The organism is Neobacillus canaveralius, from assembly GCF_047237705.1.
GTDB classification, from domain to species: Bacteria; Bacillota; Bacilli; order Bacillales; family Cytobacillaceae; genus Neobacillus; species Neobacillus niacini_K.
Genome location: NZ_JBDFLL010000001.1, coordinates 3,005,695 through 3,031,123 on the forward strand (window position 1 = coordinate 3,005,695; position 25,429 = coordinate 3,031,123).

Consider the following 25,429-nt stretch of genomic DNA (forward strand, 5'->3'; position numbering starts at 1 on the left):
TTTAGAACGGAGAAGTTAAGCTAATGAATCATCCTATTTCAATTTTTATTTTAGATGTAAGTAACTCTTCATCCGCTGAAATGGGAGAAGAATTGACGAACTACCTAGATGAGATGGTGAACTCAATTAATGTTTGGACGAAGGAGTTTGGCCATTGCAAAGTAAAACACCGTGCGGGCGATGAGATTATTTTTGCTGGTTATGGCTATTCCACGGCATATATTATCGCTTTTTTTATCAGCAGGGTTTGGCAGTATCGTGACCATACCCCTTATTTTGGTTTGTCTTTTGGTGATAGTGATAAAGAGCTAGAAGAAGTCGATATTGAAAAGTGGATTCATCCATTAATTAAGCAGGCGAGATATGCGAACGATTTATTAAAACAAGAGCCAGTCAGACCACTATTTAAATTTGAACTTGATCAATTTTATCAAGCTAGTTCACAATTTCCATATAACCAGTTTAGGAATGAGTTTGAGGTTTTAATCAATTCATTGTTACGTTTACAAATGTCCATGTTAAATGAGCAAACTCCTATTCAGGAACAGGTTTTTACCTATTACCTTATTTTGCAGCAGCAAAAGGCGGTAGCAAAGCTGCTCGAAAAAACAGCACCGACCATTTCCAGTCATTATAAAAAAGGAAAATCTGAAGAAATTATAAAGGTTTTTAGTGAATTGGTCACCATTCTAGATTCACTGCAGGAAAAATCGTATATCGATAATCCGGTGAAAGCAAAAAGTGAATCATTAGTGGAATCAATTCGACATCATTTGAAATTAAATCATATGAAGCAATGACCGGTAGAGAGGAGTTTCCATGCTAATATTATCCCTCATTCTTGTCCATCTTATCGCTGATTTTTATATGCAGACCGATGAAATGGTCGTAGACAAGATGAAAAATATTAAGAAGCATATCGGCCACCATTTTCTTGTAAATGTACTTGTGCTGACTGTTTTTTACCTTTCTTCATCTAAAGAAGTGAGTATAACCAGTCTTATTTTTTCGTTGCTCTTTATTGTGAGCAGCCATTTTATGATCGATATCCTTAAAATCAGGCTCCTTGATACCTTAAAAATAAGCAATGAAGAAAACTTAAAAAGAGCTAGTTTCTTCATGATTGATCAGCTGATTCACCTTGGAATAATCCTGCTTGCTGGACAGTTTTTTTTAGGTATTAAGCTTGCAGGAATTCATGAATTTTTTCTAAACGGGAAAGAATTGGGCACCACAAACTCGGTATTATTCATTTTTATTATTATGATTCTTGCCACTAGTGTAAGTGGGCACATGATAAAAATCCTATTAGGCTCACTGCCTAATCAGCTTTTAACCTTTGAAGGAAAATATACATTTAAAAATGAACGGCAAGAGGCTCAATATGCCAAGAATTATACGGGTAATAGAGCGTTGACAGAGGAATACAACTATACAATTTTTAGCAAACATGATCTCTCCCGTGGAAAATTAATTGGCTATATTGAGAGATTACTAGTTATAATGTTAACCTTTTACAGTGCATATCCAGCGATTGGATTTATCGTTGCGGCTAAGTCGATTGCACGGTTCAAACAAATGGATGACCGCAACTGGGCAGAGTATTTTCTATTGGGTACGCTGACATCGATGTTTATAGGAATTACACTTGGAATACTCTTAAGGGAAGTATTGACCTAAAATTTATATTTTTAGCTGCCTAACAATAGGCAGCTAATTTTTTTTTCGAAAAAATGACACAAGTGGTATGTAATAGCATATAATTAAGAAAAAGTTGCACGAAGGAAAAACTTTAACGAAGGGGAAAGAGATATGGGCATACCAAAAATAATGAAACTTGTTGATGGTGAAAAAGGAAATTTAATTCAAATCACTTCTTTAAATCTGGACGGTGTGATGAGAAGAAGATTGTTAGATTTAGGCTTTGTGGCAGGTGCGATTGTCGAGGTCATTAGAAAAAGCCCTTTAGGAGATCCAATTGCTTATCGTGTCAGTCAAACGACAATTGCGTTAAGAAAAGAGGAAAGCTCTCGTATAGAAGGGGTGTTGATGACAGATGGGGAATAGTTATCGAGTAGCCTTAGCAGGAAACCCAAATACCGGTAAGAGTACTTTATTTAATGCCCTAACGGGTTTAAGACAGCATACAGGAAACTGGGCTGGTAAGACTGTTTCACTCGCACAGGGGAATGTTCAGTATAAAGATAAAACGTTTAATTTGATCGATCTACCAGGTACCTATTCGCTTTTTTCCAATTCAAGTGACGAAGAGGTGGCACGAAATTATATTGTTTTCGAAAAGCCTGATGTTACTGTTGTTGTACTGGATGCGACATCCTTAGAGAGAAACTTTAATTTAGCCTTACAGGTGCTGGAAATGACAAAAAATGTAATTATATGTATTAACTTAATCGATGTGGCAGAAAAACAAGGGATTAACATTAATGAGCGGATTTTAACAAATCGATTAGGCGTTCCGGTGATTAAAATTTCAGCACGAAACAAAAAAGGGTTCGCTATGCTGCTCGATACAATTGATCGAATCGTGACCGGGGCAATAGAATGTCAACCGGTCCAAACGACCTACCCTGATGATATTGAAGAACAAATAAAGAAAATAGAACCAAAAGTTTCTGAACTTATTGGAAATCAGTTGTCTGCACGTTGGGTTTCGTTAAGACTGTTGGATGGTGATGAAAAGTTACTGAATGAGATTAACCAGCGCTTTGGACAAAAGGAGAGAGCTTAAATGAGTATTCAACAGCTTTATACAGAAGCACAGCAGCTTTCAACAGCCAAGCTGAGAGATGATATTGTCCAACAGCTCTATGACCGAAGTCATCGCCTTTGTGCTGAGGGCATTAAGTATACAAAGTCCAAAAGAGACACTAGGACTGAAAAGCTAGATGCGATATTTACCTCACCGATTTTTGGATTTCCGATTATGCTCACGATGTTGGGCGTATTGTTTTATTTGACGATTGCTGGGGCAAATATACCGTCCTCGATGTTAGCAGAGTTCTTTGGTTCGTTGGAGAAATATTTAACTGCATTTTTTACCTTTATTCAAGCACCTGACTGGGTTCATGGCATTCTTGTTCTCGGGTTATACCGTGGTACTACGTGGGTTATTAGCGTCATGCTGCCTCCGATGGCAATCTTTTTTCCAACCTTCGCACTCTTAGAGAATTATGGTTATCTTCCACGTGTTGCTTTTAATATGGACCGCCTGTTTAAAAGGGTAGGTGCTCACGGTAAGCAATCCTTAACGATGGCGATGGGTTTTGGCTGTAATGCAGCAGCGGTGATTTCTACAAGGATTATCGAATCGCCCAGAGAACGAATGCTGGCGATATTGACCAATAATTTTGTTCCATGTAATGGGCGTTGGGGAACGTTAATTGTATTAGCTTCGTTATTTATGGCTGCAAATTTTACAGGCGGACTTAAATCACTCGTCACTACCGGAGTGATTGTTGGGATTGTTATGTTTGGTATCATTGTCACCTTTTTTGTCTCCTGGGTGCTATCAAAGACAGCATTAAAAGGAATTCCAACCCACTACACTTTAGAACTTCCGCCATACAGGAAACCCAAAATTTTTGATACGGTGGTTCGCTCATCGCTAACAAGATCATGGTCGGTATTAATGCGTGCGGTGAAAGTTGCAGCACCGGCGGCGATTTTAACCTGGGTGTTTGCAAACATTTTTATTGGTGATACCAGTATTCTGATGTATGCAGTTGAATTCTTAGATCCATTTGGGAAATTACTGGGTCTTGATGGTTATATTATGATGGCGTTTATTTTAGGCTTGCCAGCTAATGAAATCGTCCTTCCAATTCTGTTAATGGGTTATTTATCAACAGGATCCTTAACAGAGGTGGATAGCTTGGTTGATTTAAAGCAAATCTTCCTCGACCATGGGTGGACGTGGCTGACAGCGCTAAACATGATGTTGTTCTCGCTGCTTCATTATCCGTGCGGAACGACGCTTCTAAATATTTATAAAGAAACAAAAAGTAAAAAATGGACGTTCTTGGCCTTTTTGATTCCAACGGTAATTGCGATTCTTGTTCCACTAATTATTACCCAAATAGTAAGATACTTTGGTTGGCTTTAAGGTGAAAGACACCACTTTGTGTTAGATAAGGTGGTGTCTTTTTTGTTGGTTTGATTTTTCTATGTCATAATAATTAAGAAGGAGGAGGGAAAAATTATGCGTTTAGAAGGTAAGAAGGTAGTCAGTCTTGTCCATCATGATTTTGAAGATCTAGAGCTATGGTATCCAATACTCAGATTAAGAGAAGAGGGAGCCGTCGTTCACTTAGCAGGTGAAAAGGCTGAGGAGGAGTACATAGGAAAATATGGTGTGCCGGCTAAATCGGATTACTCCTATAGTGATATTAAAGGGGAAGAATACGATGCGATTTTGGTTCCAGGTGGATGGGCACCTGATAAGATTCGCCGCTTTCCTGAAGTTCTTTTACTGCTTCAGCATTTCGAAGAAAACAAAAAGCCGATTGGACAGATCTGCCATGCTGGCTGGGTTTTAATATCCGCAAAAATCTTGCAGGGTAAGAAGGTAACTAGTACACCTGGGATTAAGGATGATATGGAGAATGCCGGTGCAACTTGGTATGATGAACCAGTAGTAGTTGATGGGCACCTCGTCTCAAGCAGACGTCCGCCTGATTTACCGGACTATTTGCGTGAGTTTATAAAAGTTATTGAGGAAAAATAAGTTATTTGCAAGCATTAATTCCAATCTTTTTAGAGATACTTATTGAATGAAATGCTTATTCTTTTATGAGAGGGAGATGTAACGTGGCAAATATTGAAGTTGGAGAAGTTTTTACAATTAGTGATGAAACAGATCAGGAGCAGGAAGTAGAAGTACTTGCTTCCATCAATATAGAAGGTACCAATTATGTGGCGGTAGGATTTGTTGAAGATATTAAAGAGGAAACTGAAGAAGACATTGATATTTTCTTTCTAAAGGTTGACGAGGATGGAGACCTGACTGCAATCGAGAGCGATGAGGAATTTGATAAAATTTCTGCAGCATTTGATGAGATCATGGATGAGGACGAGGAATAGGAATAGTATTCAGAAAAGCTGGCAGCTGCCAGCTTTTTTATCGTTTAGGAAATAATAAAATTCAAAGACATTTTGATAACTGTTCTGTAAAATGCTTAGAATAGTTTATTATGCAAAATATTTTGGCACAGGCAAAAAATCTTTGCGCAAATTGCTAATAAATAATAATAAAACGTATATTTCGTACGGGAAATCAAGTTGGCATAGTTATTGCATTAAAGTATAACAAGATATATAAAGTTTCTATCGTGCTAATGGTGAAAATTGGTTAATTAAATAAGCTAATGAAAGGAGAAAAACTCCATTACATCATTCTTATCAAAACTTGAAAAGACTGGTTTGCTTTATTTTGAATGTTCAGAAGGTTCAGTCTCGACAAGCAAAACTTATATATTAAGGGAGGGATATTAATGTGGATCATTACGGTGTATTCAGAAAAAAATATTCAAATGTTTGAGTTTGATAACCAAGAAGAAGCAAGAGCAACTTACAACAGTATTAAAGGGTGTAAAGTTATTAGTCAAGTAATTTACTATAATGATTTTGATATAGTAGAATTACAATATTAATCCAGTTTTGTTAATGTATTGAAGAAATAACAGTGTTTTTTTCGAGTATAAGTATTCATAAATTTTTTAAAAATAATTTTACTTTTATTAAAATAATAACTATTATAATATTAAAAATAGTTTCAAATTTCTATATCGCTGAAACCGTTTAGGCACGGGGGAACCATATGGATGAAATAAATCCAAGGGGTGAATCCTTTTAAAGGTAGGGCTACTCAAGAGGTCCGAATCCGACAGCTAACCTCGTAAGCGTTTATGAGAAGGAAGGTGGAACTTGTGACACACTATTTAAGTGTCTACAAGTCTATTTACCATGACTTGTAGACACTTTTTTTACTTTAATAGATTTTTTTATTTTGTAACCGCTTTAATTAAAATAAAGAAAGGACTGAAGAGAATGTTACAAGAGCGTGAAATTGAAAGATTCCAGCAATCTGTAGAGCAGCAAAAAGAACAGACATTAAAACGTGAGTTGAAATCACGTCATCTATCGATGATAGCAATAGGAGGAGCAATTGGTACTGGATTATTCCTTAGCAGCGGTGCTGCTATAAGCAGTGCTGGACCCGGGGGAGCATTACTGGCTTATGCTTTAGTTGGCGCAATGGTCTTTTTTGTAATGACAAGCTTAGGAGAAATGGCTGCCTTTATGCCTACAAGTGGTGCGTTTAGTACCTATGGAACTAAATTTGTTGATCCTGCATTTGGTTTTGCGATTGGATGGACGTATTGGTTTAGCTGGGCAATGACTATTGCAGCTGAGTTAGCTGCCTCTACAATGATTATGAAATTCTGGTTTCCTGATAGTCCATCCTTGGTTTGGAGTGCTTCATTCTTAGCACTAATTTTCCTATTAAATTATTTGTCTGTTAAAGGGTATGGAGAAGGGGAATATTGGCTTTCTTTAATTAAAGTTTCAGCAATCGTAATCTTTATTATTGTTGGCTTATTGATGATTTTCGGCATTATGGGAGGAGAAGCAGTAGGTTTTAAAAACTTTACAATGGACAAAGCTCCTTTTTCAGGAGGAATTTTAAGTGTTTTTGTAGTTTTTATTGCAGCGGGTTTTTCTTTCCAAGGTACGGAAATTGTGGGAGTTACGGCGGGAGAAAGTGAGGATCCAGCCAAAAATGTACCAATGGCGATTAAAAGCGTTTTCTGGAGAATCCTAATTTTTTATATTTTGGCGATTGCTGTGATTGGACTTCTTATTCCATATACCAATCCGAATTTACAAAATGATAATGTGATGGTAAGTCCATTTACCCTCATTTTTGAAAAGGCGGGGATTGCCTTTGCGGCTTCTCTTATGAATGCTGTAATTTTAACTGCGGTATTATCAGCTGGTAATTCCAGCCTATATGCTTCAACTCGTATGTTGTATTCAATGGCGAAAGCAGGACAAGCCCCACGGATTTTTGGAAAACTTAACAATCGTGGAGTTCCAGTTGCAGGTATTATTCTAACCTGTGCTATAGGTGCGCTTGCCTTTTTGGCTTCCTTTTTCGGTGATGGTATGGTCTATATTTGGTTAATGAATGCCATTAGTATAACTGGATTTATCTTTTGGCTCGGTATTTCCATCAGTCATTATCGGTTCCGAAAAGCCCTTATCGCCCAAGGGCATTCGCTAGACAGGTTACCGTATAAGGCAAAATGGTTTCCGATTGGACCAATTTTTGCGATTGCTTGTGGAATTATCGTAATTTTAGCTCAAAATTTCCAAGCCTTTCTTGCGGACCAGATTGATTGGGGCGGTGTTGTAGCGGCGTATTTAGGCATTCCGTTTTTCCTTTGTTTATTCTTTGGATATAAACTGGTTAGGAAAACGAAAGTGGTTAAACTTGAGGATATCGAGTTTGATTTTGACAAAAAATATAATTAATGAAAATCCGTTTTGGTGAATGTTTAATAAACTGAATTAAATTATTTAACAGGCTCTTAGGAAGATACTAAGGGCCTGTTATTTTACTTAAATTAAAACTTACATCAAAACAGTCCCCACAAAAGCTCCATTAATATCGACATTCACTTTAATATTTCCATTTTGATCGGTAAATGGAACTCCTACCATTGTGACGATGGGTTTGATAAAGTGTCGGCTGCTTTTGATGAGATAATGGATGAGAAAGAGGATAGTCAATAACTTTGAAAAAAGCTAGAGCTGGAATACCAGCTCTAGCTTTTTTAGGGATTTTAATGGTTGTGATCTTCTTCTGTTGGCGGAAAGGCCATACCCTTAGATTCTCCATTTGTAAACATTGCAAATTCTAAAGTTCCTGATTTTTTGAAAAAAGGAACAGCAACCATTACAATGTTTGCACCTTTGACCTTAGCAACTTGTACTTCATTTACACCCTTAAAAGTATAATCCTTGTTGAGCAACGATTTTTGAGTCTTAAAAGCGTCGCTACTCAAAAGTTCTGCAACAATTTTATTCTTTTCAGAACCTGTTATCGGGTAGATACCATGATCTTCACATCCGCATGAAAACAAATCTGGTACTAAAATTGGATTTGCGGCTTTTACTGAATTTCCGGGACCAACAAACATCAATAACACAATTAAACTAGTACAAAGTAATGTAAATATCTTCTTCATTTATTCTCCTCCTTTTTTAGGTCTAATTATATATTCCTTTATTTATCGACAAATTCCTGCAAATTTTATGAAGAATTCCGGACAATTTTACTGGTTCTTGTTACTCATGTTTGATGTTTAGTTTTTTCATTCGATACTGAAGGCTTTGGCGGCTTAATCCTAGTACATCTGCTGTTCTTGAAATGTTGTAATCATTATTTTTCCAGACATGTTCAATATAGGACTTCTCAAAGTATTCCATTTGATCCTTGAGTGAAGCAGGTAAATCGGACTGTTCTTTGATAAAGTTATCTACCGAAGCAGCGGGGATATTTTTTTCTTTTCCGTGCATTTTACTGCGGTATTGATAAGGGAGATGAGGATACTTAATGATATCTTCGTCATCCATGATGATATTCATCGCAGCTTCAATGATATGCTCCAGCTCTCGGACATTACCGTTCCAATCATAGTCCAAAAACGATTGCTTCACTTCTTCAGATAAGCCCTTTACATTCATTTGAAAGAGTTCATTATATTTTTTGATAAAATGTTGGACGAGGAAAGGGATATCCTCCTTACGCTCTCTTAAAGGTGGAATGAAGACAGTAACAACTCCAAGACGGTAATACAAGTCTTTACGCATATGATTATTGGTTATCGCATCGATTGGGTCCTCGTTAATATTTGCAATCACACGAACATCAACAGGGGTATCCTTCGTATCCCCAACCCGGCGGATAGTTTTTTCTTGAAGTGCACGAAGCAGTTTAGCCTGAAGATTTAGATTAAGAGAATTAATCTCATCAAGTAATAACGTTCCGCCATTTGCCTGTTCAAATAATCCTGGCTGGTCGATGGATCCGGTAAAAGCACCGCGCTTTGTTCCGAATAGAAGACTTTCTATTAAATTATCAGGCAATGCCGCGCAGTTTTGAGATATAAAAGGTCCTGAAAAACGGTTGCTGGCATTATGAATACTCTGGGCAAACAACTCTTTTCCAGTACCGGTTTCTCCAACAATTAATACGTAAGAAGAGGTACGCGCCGCGCGTTTGGCACCTTCAATAACTTCCTTCATTACTGTACTGTTTCCTGTAATACTGTCAAAGGTATATCTAGTGGTTCCTTTTCGCGTAATATTCCCTTTTATTAAACGTTCCAGCTTTGTCACGTCGTTTGCGATTTCAACTGCACCCAACAGTTCTTCTTTTTCATAAATTGGAATGGTATTGTTGTTAGTTGTAATTTCCCGACCTTTGTTATTAAAATAAGTTTGTTTAACATTCTTTGTCTCTTTTCTATCATGGAGCGCTTTGACAAGTGTACTAGATTGATCTTCTTTAAACATAAAGACATCTAGTAAATTCTTATTCATGACATCTTGGATGTCCATCGATTCAATTTGGGCCATTTTATTGTTATAGATAACCGTATTTCCTAAAGCGTCTACTGCATGTACCCCAACATCCACTTCATCTAAGATCCTTTTATACATAGAAATAAGATACTGCAGGTATTCAACTGTCATTTTTGTCTGATCCATGAGAGTCATTCCCCTTATAGTTTATCTTTCTATTAAAACAAATAATCTAAAATAGCGCAAAATATTTTTGCATTAAAAATATTTTAAAAATTTGGCGCAAAAATATTTTGCGTTTAATAATATAAATCCCTTATTTATGTAGATTTTAGGTTTGGCACGGAACTTGCATTATTATATTTTGTACAAACCACAAGGGGGCAAAAGAATGAAACCGTATACGCATGAACCATTTACTAATTTTACAGAACAAGCAAATAAACAAGCATTTCAACAAGCTCTTTCGTATGTTCAATCCCAGCTAGGTAAGGAATATCCTGTTGTGATTGGCGGGGAATCTATTTCTACCGATAAGAAGATTCAATCTATTAATCCAGCAAATAAAGAAGAAGTGATCGGCAGTGTTTCTATGGCAGACCAAGAACTAGCAGAAAAGGCTATGCAAACAGCATTAACTGCATTTGAATCTTGGAAAAAGTGGAAGCCAGAGTATCGTGCCAACATTCTATTCCGTGCTGCAGCTATTTTACGCCGTCGTAAACATGAATTTTCTGCTTATCTTGTAAAAGAAGCTGGAAAGCCATGGAAGGAAGCGGATGCGGATACTGCTGAAGCCATTGATTTTATCGAATATTACGGTCGTCAAATGCTCCGCATTAAAGAAGGTTTTCCTGTTCAAAGCCGTGATGGGGAATACAATCAATATCACTATATTCCACTTGGTGTAGGAATTATTATTTCACCATTTAACTTCCCATTGGCGATTATGGCTGGAACAACAGTTGCAGCAATTGTCTCTGGTAACACAGTCCTTCTTAAGCCAGCAAATTCCACTCCAATTGTGGCTGCAAAATTTGTAGAGCTTATGCATGAGGCTGGTCTACCAAATGGTGTATTGAACTTTGTACCTGGCAGCGGTGCCCAGATTGGGGATTATCTAGTTGACCACCCGAAAACTCGTTTCGTATCCTTTACTGGCTCTCGTGATGTAGGCTGCAGGATCAATGAAAGAGCAGCAAAAGTTAACCCAGGTCAAATTTGGATCAAACGCGTCATTGCTGAAATGGGCGGTAAAGATACAGTGGTTGTAGACAATGATGCCGACCTAGATTTAGCTGCAGCAAGTATTGTTTACTCAGCTTTTGGATTCTCTGGTCAAAAATGTTCTGCAGGCTCTCGTGCAGTGGTTCATCAAGATGTTTATGATGAAGTGCTCGAAAAAGCTGTAGCGTTAACAAAGACACTTACACTTGGTAACCCAGAAGATCTATCTAATTATATGGGCCCAGTGATTGATGAAAAATCATTTAAAAAAATCATGAATTATATCGAAGTGGGTAAACAAGAAGGCAGACTAATGACTGGTGGAGAAGGCGATGATTCGAAAGGTTATTTTATTCAGCCGACCATTTTTGCTGATATAGACGAAAATGCCCGACTTATGCAAGAGGAGATTTTTGGACCAGTGGTGGCTTTCTCTAAAGCTCGTGATTTTGACCATATGATGAAAATCGCAAACAACACAGACTACGGTTTAACAGGTGCCTTAATTTCTAAAAACCGTGAGCATATTGAACGTGCCCGTGAAGAATTCCACGTAGGAAATCTCTATTTTAACCGTACGTGTACAGGTGCCATAGTTGGATATCAGCCATTTGGAGGATTCAATATGTCAGGAACAGATTCAAAAGCAGGCGGCCCTGATTATTTACTTCTCCATATGCAAGCAAAAACAACATCTGAAACGCTATAAGGAGGAAACAAAATGAATACTACTTTAAATAAAACAACAGAAATTATTGAGCAAACACAAAAATTTGGTGCTAATAATTATCATCCACTGCCAATCGTAGTGTCTAAGGCAGAGGGAGTTTGGGTTGAAAGTCCAGAAGGAAACCGTTATATGGATATGCTAAGTGCCTATTCTGCGGTAAATCAAGGACATCGTCATCCAAAAATCATTCAAGCATTAAAAGACCAAGCTGATAAAGTAACATTAACGTCACGCGCATTCCATAATGACCAGCTTGGTCCCTGGTATGAAAAAATTTGTAAAATAACGAATAAAGAAATGGCGCTTCCGATGAATACAGGTGCAGAGGCAGTTGAAACAGCCCTTAAGGCTGCGCGCCGCTGGGGCTATGATGTTAAGGGAATTGCTGAAAATCAAGCAGAAATCATCGCATGTACAGGTAACTTCCATGGTCGTACAATGGGCGCAGTGTCATTATCATCTGATCCCGAATACAAGCGTGGTTTCGGTCCAATGCTTCCTGGAATTAATCTGATTGCTTATGGAGATCTTGAAGCATTAAAAGCCGCCATCACACCAAACACCGCTGCATTTTTAATTGAACCAATTCAAGGGGAAGCTGGAATCATTTTACCTCCTGAAGGATTCTTAAAGGCTGCAGCAAATCTATGTAAAGAAAACAATGTATTGTTTATTGCTGATGAAATTCAAGTTGGCTTAGCGCGTACAGGTAAAATGTTTGCAACCGAATGGGAAGAAGTAAATCCTGATATGTTAATTTTAGGTAAAGCACTAGGCGGTGGAGTATTCCCGATTTCTTGCGTTGTTGCCAACTCAGATGTATTGGGAGTATTTAATCCAGGATCGCATGGTTCAACTTTCGGAGGCAATCCACTAGCATGTGCAGTGTCAATTGCTGCTTTAGAAGTGATTGAAGAGGAAAAATTAGCAGAACGTTCACTAGAATTAGGTGATTATTTCTTAGAACAATTAAAAACGATCAAGCATCCACGGATTAAAGAAATTAGAGGACGCGGCTTGTTTATTGGAGTCGAGCTTACAGAAGAAGCAAGACCATACTGCGAGCAATTAAAGGAAGAAGGCTTATTATGTAAAGAAACACATGATACCGTTATCCGCTTTGCACCGCCGCTAATCATCTCGAAGGAAGAAATTGATTGGGCACTAGAGAAGATTACGAAAGTGTTAGCTTAATAGAGGATTATCAAATACCACAAAAACGACGAGGTGTCTGAAATGTCTGTTACGACTGTACTTAAAGAAATGTCAAAAGAACAACAGAAGGAAAAAGAATCGTTAAACTTATTCTACTCTACGCAAACCGTCATACAGGAGGCACTAACGAAGCTTGGTTACAAGAACGAAATGTATGAACTGCTAAAAGAACCAATTCGGTTATTGACTGTCCGTATTCCGGTTAGGATGGATGATGGCAGTGTAAAGATATTTACCGGGTACCGTTCACAGCATAACGATGCGGTCGGACCTACAAAGGGCGGTGTTCGCTTTCATCCTGATGTTGATGAAGCGGAGGTAAAAGCGTTATCCATTTGGATGAGCTTGAAGTGTGGGATTACGAATCTTCCTTATGGCGGGGGTAAAGGCGGTATCATTTGTGACCCGAGGCAGATGTCATTTAGAGAGCTTGAAAGATTAAGCCGCGGCTATGTGCGTGCGATTAGTCAAATCGTAGGACCAACTAAAGATATTCCTGCTCCGGATGTTTATACAAACTCACAAATTATGGCTTGGATGATGGATGAGTACAGTCGTTTACGTGAATTTGATTCTCCAGGATTTATTACTGGTAAACCACTGGTATTGGGTGGATCACATGGGCGTGAAACCGCAACTGCTCGTGGTGTAACTATGTGTATTAATGAAGCCGTTAAGAAAAAGGAATTCGAGCTGCAAGGTGCCCGAGTCGTTATCCAAGGCTTTGGAAATGCGGGCAGTTATTTGGCTAAATTTATGCATGATGCTGGTGCAAAGGTTGTTGCAGTGTCCGACGTGTACGGTGCAGTATATGATCCAAACGGATTAGATATTAATTATTTACTCGATAGAAGAGATAGCTTCGGTACATTCTCTCAACTATTTACCGACACAATAAGCAACAAAGAATTACTAGAATTGGACTGTGACATTTTGGTACCAGCTGCGATTTCGAACCAAATCACTGAAGAGAATGCAGCAAACATTAAAGCGAGTATTGTCGTTGAAGCCGCAAACGGACCGACTACTCTAGAAGCGACCAAAATCTTAACAGAACGAGGAATCTTGCTTGTTCCGGATATTCTTGCAAGTGCTGGTGGAGTAACCGTTTCGTACTTTGAATGGGTGCAAAACAATCAAGGATACTATTGGACGGAAGAAGAAGTAATGGAAAAACTTGAAAAGGTAATGGTTAGCTCTTTTGATACGATATATCAACAAGCACAGACTCATCAAGTAGATATGCGTTTAGCTGCTTATATGGTTGGGATAAAAAAAGTAGCAGAAGCATCCCAGTTCCGAGGCTGGGTTTAATATTAATACGATAAAAATACTCTTTCATTGAAATAGGGAAGGGTATTTTTTGATTCACAAGTACGGGTTATCAAGCGGACTTTATCGTTCTTGATTAAGATATTCTTGAAATGAGTCCCGAAAAAATTGATGAGATAAAAGTGCTAGAAACCTATATGGGTGGAGAATTAGTATATCAATGCGAGGGTGTAACCAACTAAATAACTTTTAAAAGCCTTGCAGAAGCTATCTGTAAGGCTTTTAAAAGTTATTTTATAAAACGTTTGATTTGTTTTAGTGCGTCTTTACGGTTTGGATATCGGAATGGTAAATCAAAGGTGGTCGTTTGTTTTAAGATACTCTTTTGATGGGAAAAGACATCGAAGCTTCCCCTTCCATGGTAGGCACCAATTCCACTTTCGCCAACACCACCAAATGGAAGGTAAGGTGAACTAAGGTGCATGACGGTATCGTTTATACAGCCCCCGCCAAAAGAAACAGAATCTAAAAGGTTATCTTGGTATTCTTTACTTTCCGAGAAAATATAAAGAGCTAACGGCTTAGGGTGTTCATTAACTTTTTGAATCATTGTTGCTTCATTTTCATATTCAAGGATAGGGAGGACCGGTCCGAAAATTTCCTCCTGCATCACTGGGTCATCCCACGTTACGCCACCTAGGACTGTTGGCTCAATTGTAAGAGAATCCTTGGAATAATTGCCGCCATGAAGGATTTCCCCACTCGTAAGTAAGCTGGTTACACGATTAAAATGACGTTCACTTACAATTCTCGTAAATTCGCCATTTTTGACGATATCTTCATATAGTTCACTAATGGTATTCTTGAAGATTTTTATGAATTCTTCCTTAATGTCTTTGTGGACATATAAATAGTCAGGTGCAACACATGTTTGCCCAGCATTGATAAACTTGCCCCAGGCAATTCGTTTGGCTGCTAATTTAAGATTCGCGTCATGGTGAACGATACAAGGACTTTTCCCTCCCAGTTCAAGAGTAACAGGAGTTAAGTGCTTTGCAGCGGCTTCCATAATTACCTTTCCAACTGAAACACTACCAGTAAAAAAGATATAATCGAATTTTTCTTTTAATAACAGCTGAGTGGTATCGGCATCACCTTGGACGACGGAAACGTACTCTTCAGGAAATGTCTTATTAATCAAATCTGCCATAAGTTTTGATGTTTCTGGTGTTAGTTCAGAGGGTTTAAGTACAGCACAATTTCCCGCAGCAATCGCACCAATCAGAGGAGCAATGGCTAATTGCAAGGGATAATTCCAAGGAGAAATGATCAATGCTACCCCATATGGTTCAGAATAAATATAGCTCTTTGATCCAATTTGCGTCATTGCTGTTTTTACTTTTCTTGGCTGTGTCCAATCTCTTATATTTCTGAGAGTAAAGCGGACTTCCTCTAGCAATATTCCCATTTCGCTAATATAAGAGTCGAAGTCACTCTTATTCAAATCCTTCTTAAGTGCTGCCATAATGTCTGTCTCATGTGAGCGAATCATGTCCCCTAAGGATGTTAATGCTTCTATTCGATATGTTACATCTTTTGTTTTTCCAGTTTGAAAGAAATCACGCTGCCTTTTCAATAATTCACTAAACTCTTCCATAAGCGCACCTCCTCCTAGATAATGATATTCTAACACAACATATTTTAATAACCAGTTTCGATAAAAGCTAAATGGAATAATTTTGTATGAATAAAAATTATCGGAGAATACTATGATTAAATACCAGTAAAGGAGATAGCGAATGTCAATTGAAACAGGAATGAAATATCAAATTTCTCAAACCATTAAGGGGAATTTTAATTCTGCTGAATCGTTGACGGTTACCACTAACAATGGGGTTACCGTTCAATTTACACTAGAAGATGGAAAAGGTCATGGCTCAATGCCACTGGATCATTTAAACTATTTATTAAAGCGATCCAACCTTACCCCGATTACTTCAAATAAAAGAGTACTTTTAAATACAGATCATGAAGAAAAAATAGGATGATAAGCAAAGCCTCCTTGTTTGATAAGGAGGCTTTCGTCTGGAGTGCCCGAAGAGCATGAAGAAAAAGATTTTGGTCAATGCAGGCAGTCTGGAGTGACCGAAGAGCATGAGGAAAAAGAATTTGGGTCAATACAGGCTCTCTGCTGTGACCGGAAATCAAAATGAAAGCAGCTTTGGTCACTCCAGCCATTTAACCTCATTTCACTACCATTTTTAATAAGTAGTCTGCATAGGCGTCAGAGATTTCTTCTGCACTTTGAGGACCATTTTGGTCATACCATTCTTGGATCCAGTTGAGAGCACCTAAAATAATTAGACGCACCATTTTTACGTCCACAGGACCAAACACCTGTTTATCTATACCTTCATGTATGATTCTATCAAAATAGTGAGAGTAACTTTTTCTTAACTCGAGAACTTCTTGTAACTGCTCTTCTGAAAAATTATGATTTGGCTTTGATAGAGCCATGAACATTGATTTCTCACTTGTTGCAAGTAGAATATGTTCTTTAATCGCACATCTTAGCTTTTCAATTGGGTTACGATTACTATCGATAACGCTCTCAATTCCATCCAAACAAATCTCCATAATCATTAAATGGCATTGATACAGTAGGTCATCTTTATTTTTAAAATAGTAATACATCGAACCTTTTGTCATTAGAAGCTTGGCAGCAATTTCTTCCATCGTTGTTCCTTGGTATCCTTTATTAACAAGAACGGCCGCAGCAGAACGAAGGATTTCCTGCTTTTTTTTCGCCATTTTTTGCGCTCTAAAAGAGGACATTTTCTTTCCCCCCTAACTATTAATCTTTGTAATCTTAAATATAGGACAGCTTTTCTGAAAAATCAACGAATTTTAAACACGGGTTCAAAAAATAAATCAATTGTAAAATTATAAGAAAATTGCTATTATTTAAAATAGAAGTGTAAGCGTTGTCACTTAAAGTAAGGAGATGATAGTTTGTTACCTCTTGAAGGTATACGCGTTCTTGACCTCACAAGACTTCTGCCTGGCCCTTATTGTTCTTTACTACTGGCTGATTATGGGGCAGATGTAATAAAAGTGGAAGATCCCAAAAGCGGGGATTATGCCCGCTGGTACGAACCAAGAGTAAACGATGATCAAAGTGCTATGTTTATCTCTTTAAATCGCAATAAACGCAGCATTACCCTAGACCTTAAAGACGAAAAGGATAAAGAGGCGTTTATTTCTTTACTCAAAACATCAGATGTCCTAATAGAATCATTTCGACCAGGGGTTATGGATCGTCTTGGTATTGGATATGAGGATTTAAAGGTACATAATCCCAAACTAATTTATTGCGCAATAACCGGTTATGGCCAATCAGGACCATACGCAAAAGAGGCTGGACATGATTTGAATTTTTTAAGCTACTCGGGGCTGCTGCATTTACAAGGAGCACCAAACGAAAAGCCTCTGATCCCATCTGTTCAAATAGGTGATATTGGCGGAGGAGCATTGATGGCTGCAGTCGGAATCCTACTCGCCATTATTGATGCGAAGAAATCGAATCGAGGTCAATTTGTGGACATTTCCATGCTTGATGGAGCTCTTTCATGGATGCATACGATTCTGCCAAACTACTGGACTTCCGGAGAAAAGCTCAACCGTGGGGAACTAACTTTAAATGGCGGGAAAGCATGTTATGAGATTTATAGAACAAAAGATGATCGATTTCTTTCCGTTGGTGCACTTGAATATAAGTTTTGGAAAAAATTTTGCCAAGTAATTGGAAAGGAAGAACTGATTGACCAACTAGATGAACCTTTAGAACAGCAGCGCATTATGAAGCAGGAAGTTCAAACAGCCATCCAACAAAAAACATTAACAGAATGGATTGAACTTTTCGAAGGTATTGATGCCTGTGTCTCCCCAGTCTTAACTCCAGAAGAACTTACAGACAATCCACAAATTAAACATCGTCAAATGATTGAAGACATTACTCATCCTGAAGTGGGGGTAATCAAACAAATTGGAAATCCTATCAAACTATCAAATTCACCTGTTAGTACAAGACGTCATTCACCCAGTCTTGGGGAACATACAAACGAAATTTTGAAAGAGCTAGGTTATTGAAAAAAGAAAGGGGATAAGAAGATGAGAATACAAGATTCCATTGCGTTGGTAACGGGCGGTGCTTCAGGACTAGGTGAAGCAACTGTCCGAAATATTGTAAAAAACGGCGGTAAAGCCGCCATTCTTGATCTCTCTGAAGAAAAAGGGACGTCTTTAGCCGAAGAATTAGGTGAAAATGCGGTTTTTTACAAAACGAATGTAACAAGTGAAGAAGATGTCCAGAACGCAATCACCTCTGCTATTGCTCAATTTGGCAGCATTAATACGGTAGTGAATTGTGCAGGTATTGCTGTCGCGGAAAAAACGGTTGGCAGAAATCAACCACATAGTTTTGATAATTTTAAAAAAGTAATTGAAATCAATTTAATTGGTACCTTTAACGTCATTCGCCTTGCTGCGGCACAAATGGTCAACAATCAGCCAAATCAAGAAGGTGAAAGAGGGGTCATTATCAATACCGCGTCAGTTGCCGCTTTTGATGGTCAAATTGGTCAGGCTGCATACAGTGCCTCAAAAGGCGGTGTTGTAGGAATGACATTGCCAATTGCACGCGACTTAGCGAAATCCGGTATCAGGGTGATGACAATCGCTCCTGGCATTATTGAAACACCTCTTTTCGGTTCATTGTCTGAGCAGGCAAAAGCTGCTTTGGAATCCCAAGTTCCATTCCCATCCAGACTCGGACGTCCATCTGAATATGCACAATTAACTCAGTCGATTATCGAGAATGTCATGCTTAATGGAGAAACTATCCGTTTAGACGGTGCCATTCGTATGGCACCAAGGTAAGTCGTTAATTTTTAAAAAATAAAATTCAAATTGGAGGAAGATAAAAATGCGTGAAGTTGTTATCGTTGAGGGAGTTCGTACACCTGTTGGAAAAAGAAAAGGGCTATTGAGTAACGTGCGTCCAGATGATTTGGCCGCAAAAGTATTAAGAGAATTAGTAAATCGTGCTGGCATTTCACCAGGAATCGTACAGGACGTCATCATGGGCTGTGTCTCACAGGTGGAAGAACAAGGTCTGAATATCGCACGTAATGCAGTTCTAATGGCAGATTTCCCTATTCATGTACCAGCAACCACTATAGATCGTCAATGCGGATCCGGTCAGCAGGCTATTCACTTTGCAGCACAAGCCATTCTAAGCGGGGATATGGATATTGTTATTGCCGGGGGCGTTGAAAGCATGACACGTGTCCCACTTGGTTCGACCCGTCAAAATTCAACGTCCAGTGAAGAGCTTACCTCAAGGTATGAAATTATACACCAAGGCTTATCTGCAGAAAGAATTGCTGATAAGTGGGGATTTACACGCTCCCAGTTAGATGAATTTTCCGTTGAAAGTCACAATCGTGCGTTAAAAGCACAAGAAGAAGGCAGATTTGACAGGGAGATTATGCCTTTAGAAGTAACTTTAGAGGATGGCAGTACGGTGGTAGTGAGGCAGGATGAAGGACCTCGTAAGGGCTCCACTGTAGAAAAGTTGTCCACGCTTAAAACAGTCTTTAAAGAAAATGGTAAAATTCATGCCGGAAATGCCAGTCAAATGAGTGATGGTGCTGCGGCTGTATTATTGATGTCACATGAAAAGGCGGAGGAATTAGGGCTTAAACCTCGATTCCGAATTGTTGCCCGTTCGGTAGTAGGCTCTGATCCAACTTTGATGCTGACAGGTCCAATTGAAGCAACAAGACAGGTTTTAGCCAAAGCAGGGCTGACAATCGAAGATATGGACACCTACGAAGTAAATGAAGCGTTTGCTCCTGTACCAATGTGCTGGCTAGAAGAAATTAAGGCAGATCCTAAGAAATTGAACCCTAACGGGGGAGCTATTGCCCTTGGACACCCACTCGGAGCAACAGGCGCCAAATTGATGATCTCGATGATGAATGAATTAGAAAGAACAGGCGGCCGCTACGGTCTTCAAGCAATTTGTGAAGGTGGGGGAATGGCCAACGGAACAATCATCGAAAGAATTAGTGAATAAGAACTGAAAGAGGAAATAAGCAGCAAAAGAACCATTTTGTTGCTTATTTTCTTTTAACAATAGGCTGTGTTAAGGGATACTGTTGATTTATGAACCTGTTGATTGGAGCGGAAGGCACTTGACTCCTGCGGGATGAACGAGCTGAGTGAGACCCCGCAGGTCGGAACGACCGAGGAGGCTCACGGGGTGAGCCCGCGGAAAGCATAGCGCCTCGGAACAGGCAAAGACCGCCTGTCCCTGCGATGATTATTCTAAGAAGCATTCCTTAGTGGAGCGCAAATCAACAGCCTAGTTTAACACAGCCCAATAATAACTAGAGGGTAAGGAGGAGAAGGGTTTTTGTTCAATGAAATAGGTGTAACACAAGTAACCATACCGCTGCCTTTTCGATTAAATCATGTAAATTGTTTTTTAGCTGAAGGGGCAAGCGGGTGGACCATTATCGACGTAGGATTAAATAATAAAGTATCCAGGGATACATGGAGACCATTCATAGAAAAGCATGAAATAAAGGACATCATTCTAACTCATTACCATCCAGACCATTTTGGCTATGCCGGGACATTGCAGCAGCTTACAAATGCAGAGGTATGGATGACAGAAATTGATGCTGAGGCTGGGTTAACCTATTGGGAGCAGGACTCTTTAGGGAGTGTAAATGAAAACTATGATAAATGCGGGCTTCCTGATAATTTATCTCACTTGTTAACGACGGATGAACGTGGTTTTAACCCACAAGTTAAGCCTTATCCCACTGTTCAACATTATCTGGAAGAAGGAATGAAGTTCGTATTTGGCAAATACGAATACGAGGTTATTTTTACACCGGGGCATTCCGATGGATTAATCACTTTATTTAATAAAGAGAATAGTATCTTATTTTCAACCGATCATATTTTACCAAGAATTTCTCCCAATATTTCTTATTGGTTCGTTGGAAATCCAAATCCATTACAATCTTTTATGACATCTTTGGAAAAAATTAAATCTTTGGACGTAGACTTTTGTGTTCCTTCTCATGGGAAGCCATTTAGAAATGCTAATAAAAGAATAGAAGAACTATTGGCACATCATCATGAAAGATTAGCGGAGACGTATGACGCCATTAAACAACCAGCAACCATCTATGAGGTTAATCAACAATTGTTTCAAAATTTGAATATCCATGAAACTCGCTTTGCTGTTGGAGAAACACTTGCTCATTTGGAGTATTTATTTTTAAACAACCAATGTAAAAAATTTCTTCAGGAAGGTACATGGTATTACGAAGGTATTTAAATCGAAAGGGTGTCTCGAAATCGACACCCTGCCTTTAATTGTTATTGTTCTTTGTTTGAATAAACAGCAATCAATACAACCGCTTTACAATCTCCGATATTTTTCACTGTATGAGGAACACTTGCATTCCAGCTGAAGGAGTCACCTTCTTCTAAAATAACGGAATCTTCCCCTTGCTCTGCCAGGACTTTTCCCTCAAGCACTAAATGACATTCTTCCCCTTCGTGCGCATGGGCGTCTCCAATCGAGGCACCTGGCGGAAATTCCACACTTCTTAAACTCAAACCACCCATTGATGAGATGTGTTCAATATTTAACTGATTTAATGAGGTTGTTGTTCTGGCATCTTTTCTGACTACGCGTAAATGTTGTTTTTTTTCTAATAATAAGTAAGGTAATGGAACCTCTAAATAGTTGGCAATAGTTTGCAGCGTGTTGATCGATGGTGAGGTGTTATTGTTTTCTACATTGCTAATAAACCCTTTTGAAAGGCCAGTACCTTCACACATTTGGGCTATTGTGATTTTTTTTCGATTTCTAATTGCACGTATTTTTGCGCCGATATCCAGTTTGATCACCCTTTATGGTTTCCTAATATAGAACATATTTATATATTAGCAAAAAATCCATTGACAATCCATAGGATTCGTTGTTATCCTATAAGCAACAAATGTTCATATTATAAAACATTTTATTTTTTAAATGTGTGTTTACTAATATGAATATTTATTAACAAATTAAATACAATCGGAAGGGATGATATATATGAATGCACCTATGGTCTATGAAATTCGCCGTCCAAAAGAAATCCATCCGGATAAAAAATATCCAGCATTGTTTATCATGCATGGAATTGGCAGTAATGAACAAAACATGCTGTCTTTGGTAAACGGATTAGAAGAACAGTTCTACATTTTCAGTATTCGCGGTCATCTCCCGCAGCCTCCAGGCTATGCTTTCTTTACTATTGAAGGGTACGGCAAGCCGCATCGAGAAGTTTTTGATGAAGGTGTGAGTAAACTTACGAGCTTTATTGACTATGCTTGCGAACAGTATCCGCTAGATACATCTCAATTATACTTATTAGGTTTTAGCCAAGGTGCGATTTTAGCAATGACGCTAGGTTTAACATTAGGAAATAAAATAAAAGGAATTGTTGCACTTAGTGGTTACATTCCGGCATTTGTAAAAGAAGAATATGCGATCAAACCTGTGGATGAAGTGTCCGTGTTTATAACACATGGAGAAATGGACCAAGTACTTCCATTTGAATGGGGTCTTGCCAACAACGAGTATTTTCGTCAATTAGGTGCAAATGTTACTTTTAAGACTTACCAAGAAGGACATAGTGTTTCCTTACGTAATCTGCAGGATTTTACAAACTGGTTAATACAAGAATTAGAAAAATAAAAACATTAAGGGAGAGGTAGTTAATATGAAAAAGATTGAGGTAAGTACATTAATTTTACGTTTAGTATTAGGGGCAACGTTTTTTATCCATGGATTAGTGAAATTCCAAGGCGGGATTGAAAATATCGTGGGCTGGTTTGATTCCATTGGTCTACCAGGTGTTCTTGCCTACGGTGTTGCAGTGGTAGAAATGGTTGGAGGACTTGCTTTAATCCTTGGGTTAGGAAGCAGAATTGTATCAGGATTGTTTGTGGTATTAATGCTTGGAGCGACTGTTAAAGTGAAATTAGCTGGCGGCTTCTTAGGAAATGGTCAAGGTGCTGGTTGGGAATTAGATTTAGCATTACTAGTAATCGCATTATTTATTGCCATCAACGATAGTAAGATGTTTGCGCTAGATAAAGTGTTTTTCAAAGGACAAAATAACCAGACACAATCACTTTAATACAGGAGGGAAAAGTACTATGATGCCATCGCTGTTTATCGCTCATGGTGCACCATTGCTTGCGATTGAAAACAATGAGTATACTCAATTCTTAAGTAAACTCGGACAGTCTTTACCACGTCCAAAGGCAATTGTTTTATTTTCCGCGCATTGGGAGTCTAGAGCACAAAAAGTAAGCAAAGTAGCTCAATATGACACCATTTATGATTTCGGTGGATTTGACCCAGCACTCTATACCATTAAATATCCAGCTAAAGGTTCAGAGGATATCTCTAATGAAATAATGGATTTATTCAAAGGAAATGGTATTCCTGTTGAGGTAGAAACGAAACGCGGATTGGATCATGGCGCATGGGTGGTGCTCCGTTTACTTTACCCAAATGCAGATGTGCCTGTAATAGCAATGTCTGTTAACCCTTCACTTACACCGGAAGAACAATATAAAATCGGAAAATCACTCTCTGCATTACGTGCCAAAGATGTTTTAATCATTGGCAGCGGGGGGACAGTTCATAATTTAAGGGCCGTGAATTTTGCGGATAATGGACAAGTAGATACATGGGCGGTGGAGTTCGATGATTGGTTAGCCCATCATCTTCACACATGGGATACGGATTCATTGTTTAAGTATGATTCACTAGCTCCCAATGCACAATATGCTGTACCTCCATATGGAAATGAACACTTTGTTCCGATTTTTTACGCAATGGGTGCAGCAGATGATAACAAAAAAGCAAAATTATTACATCGCAGTTTTCGATATGGGAACCTAAGTCACAGCGTATGGAAATTTGGAGAATAACAAAATGTCTCAAATGGTGGTTTTTTGAAGATATCTACACGTTTTCCGGATATTTCTACTGAATATTGGCCGAAATCTACACATTCTTAAAGGATATCTGCACAAAATCATTAATTATCTACACGCTTTTTGAATATATCTACAAACGACCCATTAATAGGTATCCTACCCAATTAAAATCAACGGTAGGATGCCTTTTTATTTTAATAAAGGGAATAGTAATTCTAATCAATTGAAATATATGTAGGGTTTTTGATATAATAATTCGGTTATTAATATAAAGAATGTATAAAAGTTAATAAGGTGGTAAATATGAATCAAGAATTTAGAGTGTTATTATATTATAAATATGTCACTATTGAGAATCCTGAGGAGGTTCAACAAGAGCATCTTCAGTTTTGTAATGAATTGGGTTTAAAGGGTCGGATTATTTTAGCTTCTGAAGGTATTAACGGTACGGTCTCAGGTACACCTGAGCAAACGGATGCATATATGAAATACATGGACGAGCATCCACTTTTTGCAGGTACCATCTTTAAAATTGATGAAGCAACAGAGCATGCGTTCAAAAAAATGCGTGTTCGTCTTCGACCAGAGCTTGTTACACTACGTTTAGAAGACGATGTGGATCCTCTTGTTACAACAGGAAAGCATTTAAAACCGAAAGAATTTTTTGAAGCTATGCAAAGAGAAGATACGGTTGTGATTGATGCACGGAATGATTATGAATTTGATTTAGGTCATTTCAGAGGCGCCGTTCGACCTGATATATTAAATTTCCGTGATTTGCCAGACTGGATAAGAGATAACAAGGAGCAATTCGAAGGTAAAAAGATTCTTACTTATTGCACAGGCGGTATCCGCTGTGAAAAATTTTCAGGCTGGCTTGTGAAAGAAGGATTTGAAGATGTTTCACAATTAGAAGGCGGAATTGTGACTTACGGAAAAGACCCAGAGGTTCAAGGTGACTTATGGGATGGACAGCTTTATGTATTTGACGAGCGCATTGCGGTTCCAGTCAATCAAAAAGAGCATGTGGTGGTAGGTAAGGATTATTACACAGGAGAGCCTTGTGAGCGTTACGTTAACTGTGCTAATCCAGAGTGTAATAAGAAGATTCTATGCTCTGAGGAAAATGAACACCGTCATTTACGCAGCTGTTCACATGAGTGCAGAACACACCCAAGAAACCGCTATGTGGCTCAGCACGGATTAAGTGAAGAAGAAGTAAAAGAAAGATTGATGAATTTACAAGCATAAGAAAAGGCTGCACGCTCTTCGTTTAGAGTGTGCAGCCTTTTG

General features: G+C 38.4%; 27 protein-coding genes and 1 riboswitch. Of the genes, 22 read left to right on the forward strand and 5 right to left on the reverse strand.

Going from position 1 to position 25,429, the window contains the following annotated elements:
• The first annotated feature begins 23 nt into the window (after positions 1 to 23).
• The 9 genes from ABC255_RS15035 to ABC255_RS15075 all read left to right on the forward strand — a co-directional run bounded on the left by ABC255_RS15035 (position 24) and on the right by ABC255_RS15075 (position 7,554).
• The gene (locus ABC255_RS15035) at positions 24 to 800 is read left to right on the forward strand and encodes a hypothetical protein (protein WP_412994658.1); all 777 of its coding nucleotides are present in this window, start codon (positions 24 to 26) and stop codon (positions 798 to 800) included.
• A gap of 19 nt (positions 801 to 819) precedes the next feature.
• Positions 820 to 1,680 carry a DUF3307 domain-containing protein gene (locus tag ABC255_RS15040; protein ID WP_412994660.1) on the forward strand — a complete coding sequence of 287 codons (861 nt, stop codon included), beginning with the start codon at positions 820 to 822 and terminating at the stop codon, positions 1,678 to 1,680.
• A gap of 132 nt (positions 1,681 to 1,812) precedes the next feature.
• Positions 1,813 to 2,067: a FeoA family protein gene (locus tag ABC255_RS15045; protein WP_335531015.1), complete on the forward strand. Its 255-nt coding sequence runs from the start codon at positions 1,813 to 1,815 to the stop codon at positions 2,065 to 2,067.
• Positions 2,057 to 2,749 carry a FeoB small GTPase domain-containing protein gene (locus tag ABC255_RS15050; protein WP_412994662.1) on the forward strand — a complete coding sequence of 231 codons (693 nt, stop codon included), beginning with the start codon at positions 2,057 to 2,059 and terminating at the stop codon, positions 2,747 to 2,749. Before ABC255_RS15045 ends, ABC255_RS15050 begins: the two co-directional genes overlap by 11 nt.
• Positions 2,750 to 4,123 carry a nucleoside recognition domain-containing protein gene (locus tag ABC255_RS15055; RefSeq protein ID WP_335531011.1) on the forward strand — a complete coding sequence of 458 codons (1,374 nt, stop codon included), beginning with the start codon at positions 2,750 to 2,752 and terminating at the stop codon, positions 4,121 to 4,123.
• A 96-nt stretch (positions 4,124 to 4,219) separates the two neighbouring features.
• Complete coding sequence (locus ABC255_RS15060; protein WP_412994665.1) at positions 4,220 to 4,744, forward strand: type 1 glutamine amidotransferase domain-containing protein; 525 nt, start codon at positions 4,220 to 4,222, stop codon at positions 4,742 to 4,744.
• Positions 4,745 to 4,827: 83 nt separating this feature from the next.
• The gene (locus ABC255_RS15065) at positions 4,828 to 5,100 is read left to right on the forward strand and encodes a DUF1292 domain-containing protein (protein WP_412994667.1); all 273 of its coding nucleotides are present in this window, start codon (positions 4,828 to 4,830) and stop codon (positions 5,098 to 5,100) included.
• 410 nt (positions 5,101 to 5,510) lie between these two features.
• Positions 5,511 to 5,669: a hypothetical protein gene (locus ABC255_RS15070; protein WP_412994669.1), complete on the forward strand. Its 159-nt coding sequence runs from the start codon at positions 5,511 to 5,513 to the stop codon at positions 5,667 to 5,669.
• Positions 5,670 to 5,795: 126 nt separating this feature from the next.
• Positions 5,796 to 5,936: riboswitch (cyclic di-AMP (ydaO/yuaA leader) on the forward strand.
• 130 nt (positions 5,937 to 6,066) lie between these two features.
• Positions 6,067 to 7,554 (forward strand): amino acid permease, encoded by a 1,488-nt coding sequence (locus ABC255_RS15075; RefSeq protein ID WP_412994671.1) that lies wholly within the window; start codon positions 6,067 to 6,069, stop codon positions 7,552 to 7,554.
• A gap of 311 nt (positions 7,555 to 7,865) precedes the next feature.
• Here the strand turns inward: ABC255_RS15075 and ABC255_RS15080 are convergent, their stop codons facing one another.
• Together ABC255_RS15080 and ABC255_RS15085 are read right to left on the reverse strand one after the other, a co-directional pair.
• On the reverse strand, positions 7,866 to 8,270 hold the full coding sequence (locus ABC255_RS15080; protein ID WP_412994673.1) for a hypothetical protein: 405 nt from the start codon (positions 8,268 to 8,270) through the stop codon (positions 7,866 to 7,868).
• A 100-nt stretch (positions 8,271 to 8,370) separates the two neighbouring features.
• Complete coding sequence (locus tag ABC255_RS15085; protein ID WP_412994674.1) at positions 8,371 to 9,795, reverse strand: sigma-54 interaction domain-containing protein; 1,425 nt, start codon at positions 9,793 to 9,795, stop codon at positions 8,371 to 8,373.
• 205 nt (positions 9,796 to 10,000) lie between these two features.
• Here ABC255_RS15085 and pruA point away from each other — a divergent pair, with 205 nt between their 5' ends.
• The 3 genes from pruA to ABC255_RS15100 all read left to right on the forward strand — a co-directional run bounded on the left by pruA (position 10,001) and on the right by ABC255_RS15100 (position 14,095).
• The gene (pruA, locus tag ABC255_RS15090; protein ID WP_412994676.1) at positions 10,001 to 11,545 is read left to right on the forward strand and encodes an L-glutamate gamma-semialdehyde dehydrogenase; all 1,545 of its coding nucleotides are present in this window, start codon (positions 10,001 to 10,003) and stop codon (positions 11,543 to 11,545) included.
• Positions 11,546 to 11,557: 12 nt separating this feature from the next.
• Positions 11,558 to 12,760, forward strand: coding sequence for an ornithine--oxo-acid transaminase (locus tag ABC255_RS15095; protein WP_412994678.1), 1,203 nt, complete (start codon positions 11,558 to 11,560; stop codon positions 12,758 to 12,760).
• Positions 12,761 to 12,829: 69 nt separating this feature from the next.
• Positions 12,830 to 14,095 carry a Glu/Leu/Phe/Val family dehydrogenase gene (locus ABC255_RS15100; protein WP_412998566.1) on the forward strand — a complete coding sequence of 422 codons (1,266 nt, stop codon included), beginning with the start codon at positions 12,830 to 12,832 and terminating at the stop codon, positions 14,093 to 14,095.
• A gap of 247 nt (positions 14,096 to 14,342) precedes the next feature.
• Here ABC255_RS15100 and ABC255_RS15105 read toward each other — a convergent pair whose 3' ends face one another.
• Positions 14,343 to 15,710 carry an aldehyde dehydrogenase gene (locus ABC255_RS15105; protein WP_412994679.1) on the reverse strand — a complete coding sequence of 456 codons (1,368 nt, stop codon included), beginning with the start codon at positions 15,708 to 15,710 and terminating at the stop codon, positions 14,343 to 14,345.
• Between the two features lie 142 nt (positions 15,711 to 15,852).
• Between ABC255_RS15105 and ABC255_RS15110 the strand changes: the two genes are divergently transcribed.
• Positions 15,853 to 16,101, forward strand: a complete 249-nt coding sequence (locus ABC255_RS15110) for a hypothetical protein (protein WP_412994680.1) — start codon at positions 15,853 to 15,855, stop codon at positions 16,099 to 16,101.
• A gap of 42 nt (positions 16,102 to 16,143) precedes the next feature.
• Positions 16,144 to 16,266, forward strand: coding sequence for a hypothetical protein (locus ABC255_RS15115; RefSeq protein ID WP_412994682.1), 123 nt, complete (start codon positions 16,144 to 16,146; stop codon positions 16,264 to 16,266).
• A gap of 31 nt (positions 16,267 to 16,297) precedes the next feature.
• Here the strand turns inward: ABC255_RS15115 and ABC255_RS15120 are convergent, their stop codons facing one another.
• Positions 16,298 to 16,888, reverse strand: coding sequence for a TetR/AcrR family transcriptional regulator (locus ABC255_RS15120; protein ID WP_412994684.1), 591 nt, complete (start codon positions 16,886 to 16,888; stop codon positions 16,298 to 16,300).
• Positions 16,889 to 17,065: 177 nt separating this feature from the next.
• Here ABC255_RS15120 and ABC255_RS15125 point away from each other — a divergent pair, with 177 nt between their 5' ends.
• The 4 genes from ABC255_RS15125 (at position 17,066) to ABC255_RS15140 (ending at position 21,470) form a co-directional block, all read left to right on the forward strand.
• Positions 17,066 to 18,202, forward strand: coding sequence for a CaiB/BaiF CoA transferase family protein (locus ABC255_RS15125; protein WP_412994686.1), 1,137 nt, complete (start codon positions 17,066 to 17,068; stop codon positions 18,200 to 18,202).
• Positions 18,203 to 18,223: 21 nt separating this feature from the next.
• The gene (locus ABC255_RS15130; protein WP_412994687.1) at positions 18,224 to 18,991 is read left to right on the forward strand and encodes a 3-hydroxyacyl-CoA dehydrogenase; all 768 of its coding nucleotides are present in this window, start codon (positions 18,224 to 18,226) and stop codon (positions 18,989 to 18,991) included.
• A 46-nt stretch (positions 18,992 to 19,037) separates the two neighbouring features.
• Positions 19,038 to 20,192: a thiolase family protein gene (locus tag ABC255_RS15135; RefSeq protein WP_412994689.1), complete on the forward strand. Its 1,155-nt coding sequence runs from the start codon at positions 19,038 to 19,040 to the stop codon at positions 20,190 to 20,192.
• Positions 20,193 to 20,531: 339 nt separating this feature from the next.
• A complete protein-coding gene (locus ABC255_RS15140; RefSeq protein ID WP_412994691.1) occupies positions 20,532 to 21,470 on the forward strand; it encodes an MBL fold metallo-hydrolase in 939 nt (312 codons plus the stop codon).
• Positions 21,471 to 21,511: 41 nt separating this feature from the next.
• On the opposite strand, the gene ABC255_RS15145 is transcribed toward ABC255_RS15140, so the two are convergent.
• Positions 21,512 to 22,039, reverse strand: coding sequence for a helix-turn-helix domain-containing protein (locus ABC255_RS15145; RefSeq protein ID WP_412998567.1), 528 nt, complete (start codon positions 22,037 to 22,039; stop codon positions 21,512 to 21,514).
• Between the two features lie 208 nt (positions 22,040 to 22,247).
• On the opposite strand from ABC255_RS15145, the gene ABC255_RS15150 reads away from it, so the two are divergent.
• From ABC255_RS15150 to trhO, 4 genes are all read left to right on the forward strand, one after another.
• The gene (locus ABC255_RS15150) at positions 22,248 to 22,880 is read left to right on the forward strand and encodes an alpha/beta hydrolase (protein WP_412994692.1); all 633 of its coding nucleotides are present in this window, start codon (positions 22,248 to 22,250) and stop codon (positions 22,878 to 22,880) included.
• A gap of 25 nt (positions 22,881 to 22,905) precedes the next feature.
• Positions 22,906 to 23,325 (forward strand): DoxX family protein, encoded by a 420-nt coding sequence (locus tag ABC255_RS15155; RefSeq protein ID WP_412994694.1) that lies wholly within the window; start codon positions 22,906 to 22,908, stop codon positions 23,323 to 23,325.
• 19 nt (positions 23,326 to 23,344) lie between these two features.
• On the forward strand, positions 23,345 to 24,127 hold the full coding sequence (locus tag ABC255_RS15160) for a DODA-type extradiol aromatic ring-opening family dioxygenase (RefSeq protein WP_412994696.1): 783 nt from the start codon (positions 23,345 to 23,347) through the stop codon (positions 24,125 to 24,127).
• Between the two features lie 312 nt (positions 24,128 to 24,439).
• Positions 24,440 to 25,387 carry an oxygen-dependent tRNA uridine(34) hydroxylase TrhO gene (gene trhO / locus ABC255_RS15165; protein ID WP_412994698.1) on the forward strand — a complete coding sequence of 316 codons (948 nt, stop codon included), beginning with the start codon at positions 24,440 to 24,442 and terminating at the stop codon, positions 25,385 to 25,387.
• Positions 25,388 to 25,429 lie beyond the last annotated feature (42 nt).

Coding starts and splice junctions, on each gene's coding strand:
- ABC255_RS15055 (WP_335531011.1), top strand. CDS start 2,750: ATGAGTATTCAACAGCTTTATACAGAAGCACAGCAGCTTTCAACAGCC.
- trhO (WP_412994698.1), top strand. CDS start 24,440: ATGAATCAAGAATTTAGAGTGTTATTATATTATAAATATGTCACTATT.
- ABC255_RS15135 (WP_412994689.1), top strand. CDS start 19,038: ATGCGTGAAGTTGTTATCGTTGAGGGAGTTCGTACACCTGTTGGAAAA.
- ABC255_RS15040 (WP_412994660.1), top strand. CDS start 820: ATGCTAATATTATCCCTCATTCTTGTCCATCTTATCGCTGATTTTTAT.
- ABC255_RS15070 (WP_412994669.1), top strand. CDS start 5,511: ATGTGGATCATTACGGTGTATTCAGAAAAAAATATTCAAATGTTTGAG.
- ABC255_RS15080 (WP_412994673.1), bottom strand. CDS start 8,270: ATGAAGAAGATATTTACATTACTTTGTACTAGTTTAATTGTGTTATTG.
- ABC255_RS15150 (WP_412994692.1), top strand. CDS start 22,248: ATGGTCTATGAAATTCGCCGTCCAAAAGAAATCCATCCGGATAAAAAA.
- ABC255_RS15085 (WP_412994674.1), bottom strand. CDS start 9,795: ATGGATCAGACAAAAATGACAGTTGAATACCTGCAGTATCTTATTTCT.
- ABC255_RS15155 (WP_412994694.1), top strand. CDS start 22,906: ATGAAAAAGATTGAGGTAAGTACATTAATTTTACGTTTAGTATTAGGG.
- pruA (WP_412994676.1), top strand. CDS start 10,001: ATGAAACCGTATACGCATGAACCATTTACTAATTTTACAGAACAAGCA.
- ABC255_RS15060 (WP_412994665.1), top strand. CDS start 4,220: ATGCGTTTAGAAGGTAAGAAGGTAGTCAGTCTTGTCCATCATGATTTT.
- ABC255_RS15035 (WP_412994658.1), top strand. CDS start 24: ATGAATCATCCTATTTCAATTTTTATTTTAGATGTAAGTAACTCTTCA.
- ABC255_RS15130 (WP_412994687.1), top strand. CDS start 18,224: ATGAGAATACAAGATTCCATTGCGTTGGTAACGGGCGGTGCTTCAGGA.
- ABC255_RS15045 (WP_335531015.1), top strand. CDS start 1,813: ATGGGCATACCAAAAATAATGAAACTTGTTGATGGTGAAAAAGGAAAT.
- ABC255_RS15110 (WP_412994680.1), top strand. CDS start 15,853: ATGTCAATTGAAACAGGAATGAAATATCAAATTTCTCAAACCATTAAG.
- ABC255_RS15120 (WP_412994684.1), bottom strand. CDS start 16,888: ATGTCCTCTTTTAGAGCGCAAAAAATGGCGAAAAAAAAGCAGGAAATC.
- ABC255_RS15160 (WP_412994696.1), top strand. CDS start 23,345: ATGATGCCATCGCTGTTTATCGCTCATGGTGCACCATTGCTTGCGATT.
- ABC255_RS15100 (WP_412998566.1), top strand. CDS start 12,830: ATGTCAAAAGAACAACAGAAGGAAAAAGAATCGTTAAACTTATTCTAC.
- ABC255_RS15105 (WP_412994679.1), bottom strand. CDS start 15,710: ATGGAAGAGTTTAGTGAATTATTGAAAAGGCAGCGTGATTTCTTTCAA.
- ABC255_RS15075 (WP_412994671.1), top strand. CDS start 6,067: ATGTTACAAGAGCGTGAAATTGAAAGATTCCAGCAATCTGTAGAGCAG.
- ABC255_RS15095 (WP_412994678.1), top strand. CDS start 11,558: ATGAATACTACTTTAAATAAAACAACAGAAATTATTGAGCAAACACAA.
- ABC255_RS15050 (WP_412994662.1), top strand. CDS start 2,057: ATGGGGAATAGTTATCGAGTAGCCTTAGCAGGAAACCCAAATACCGGT.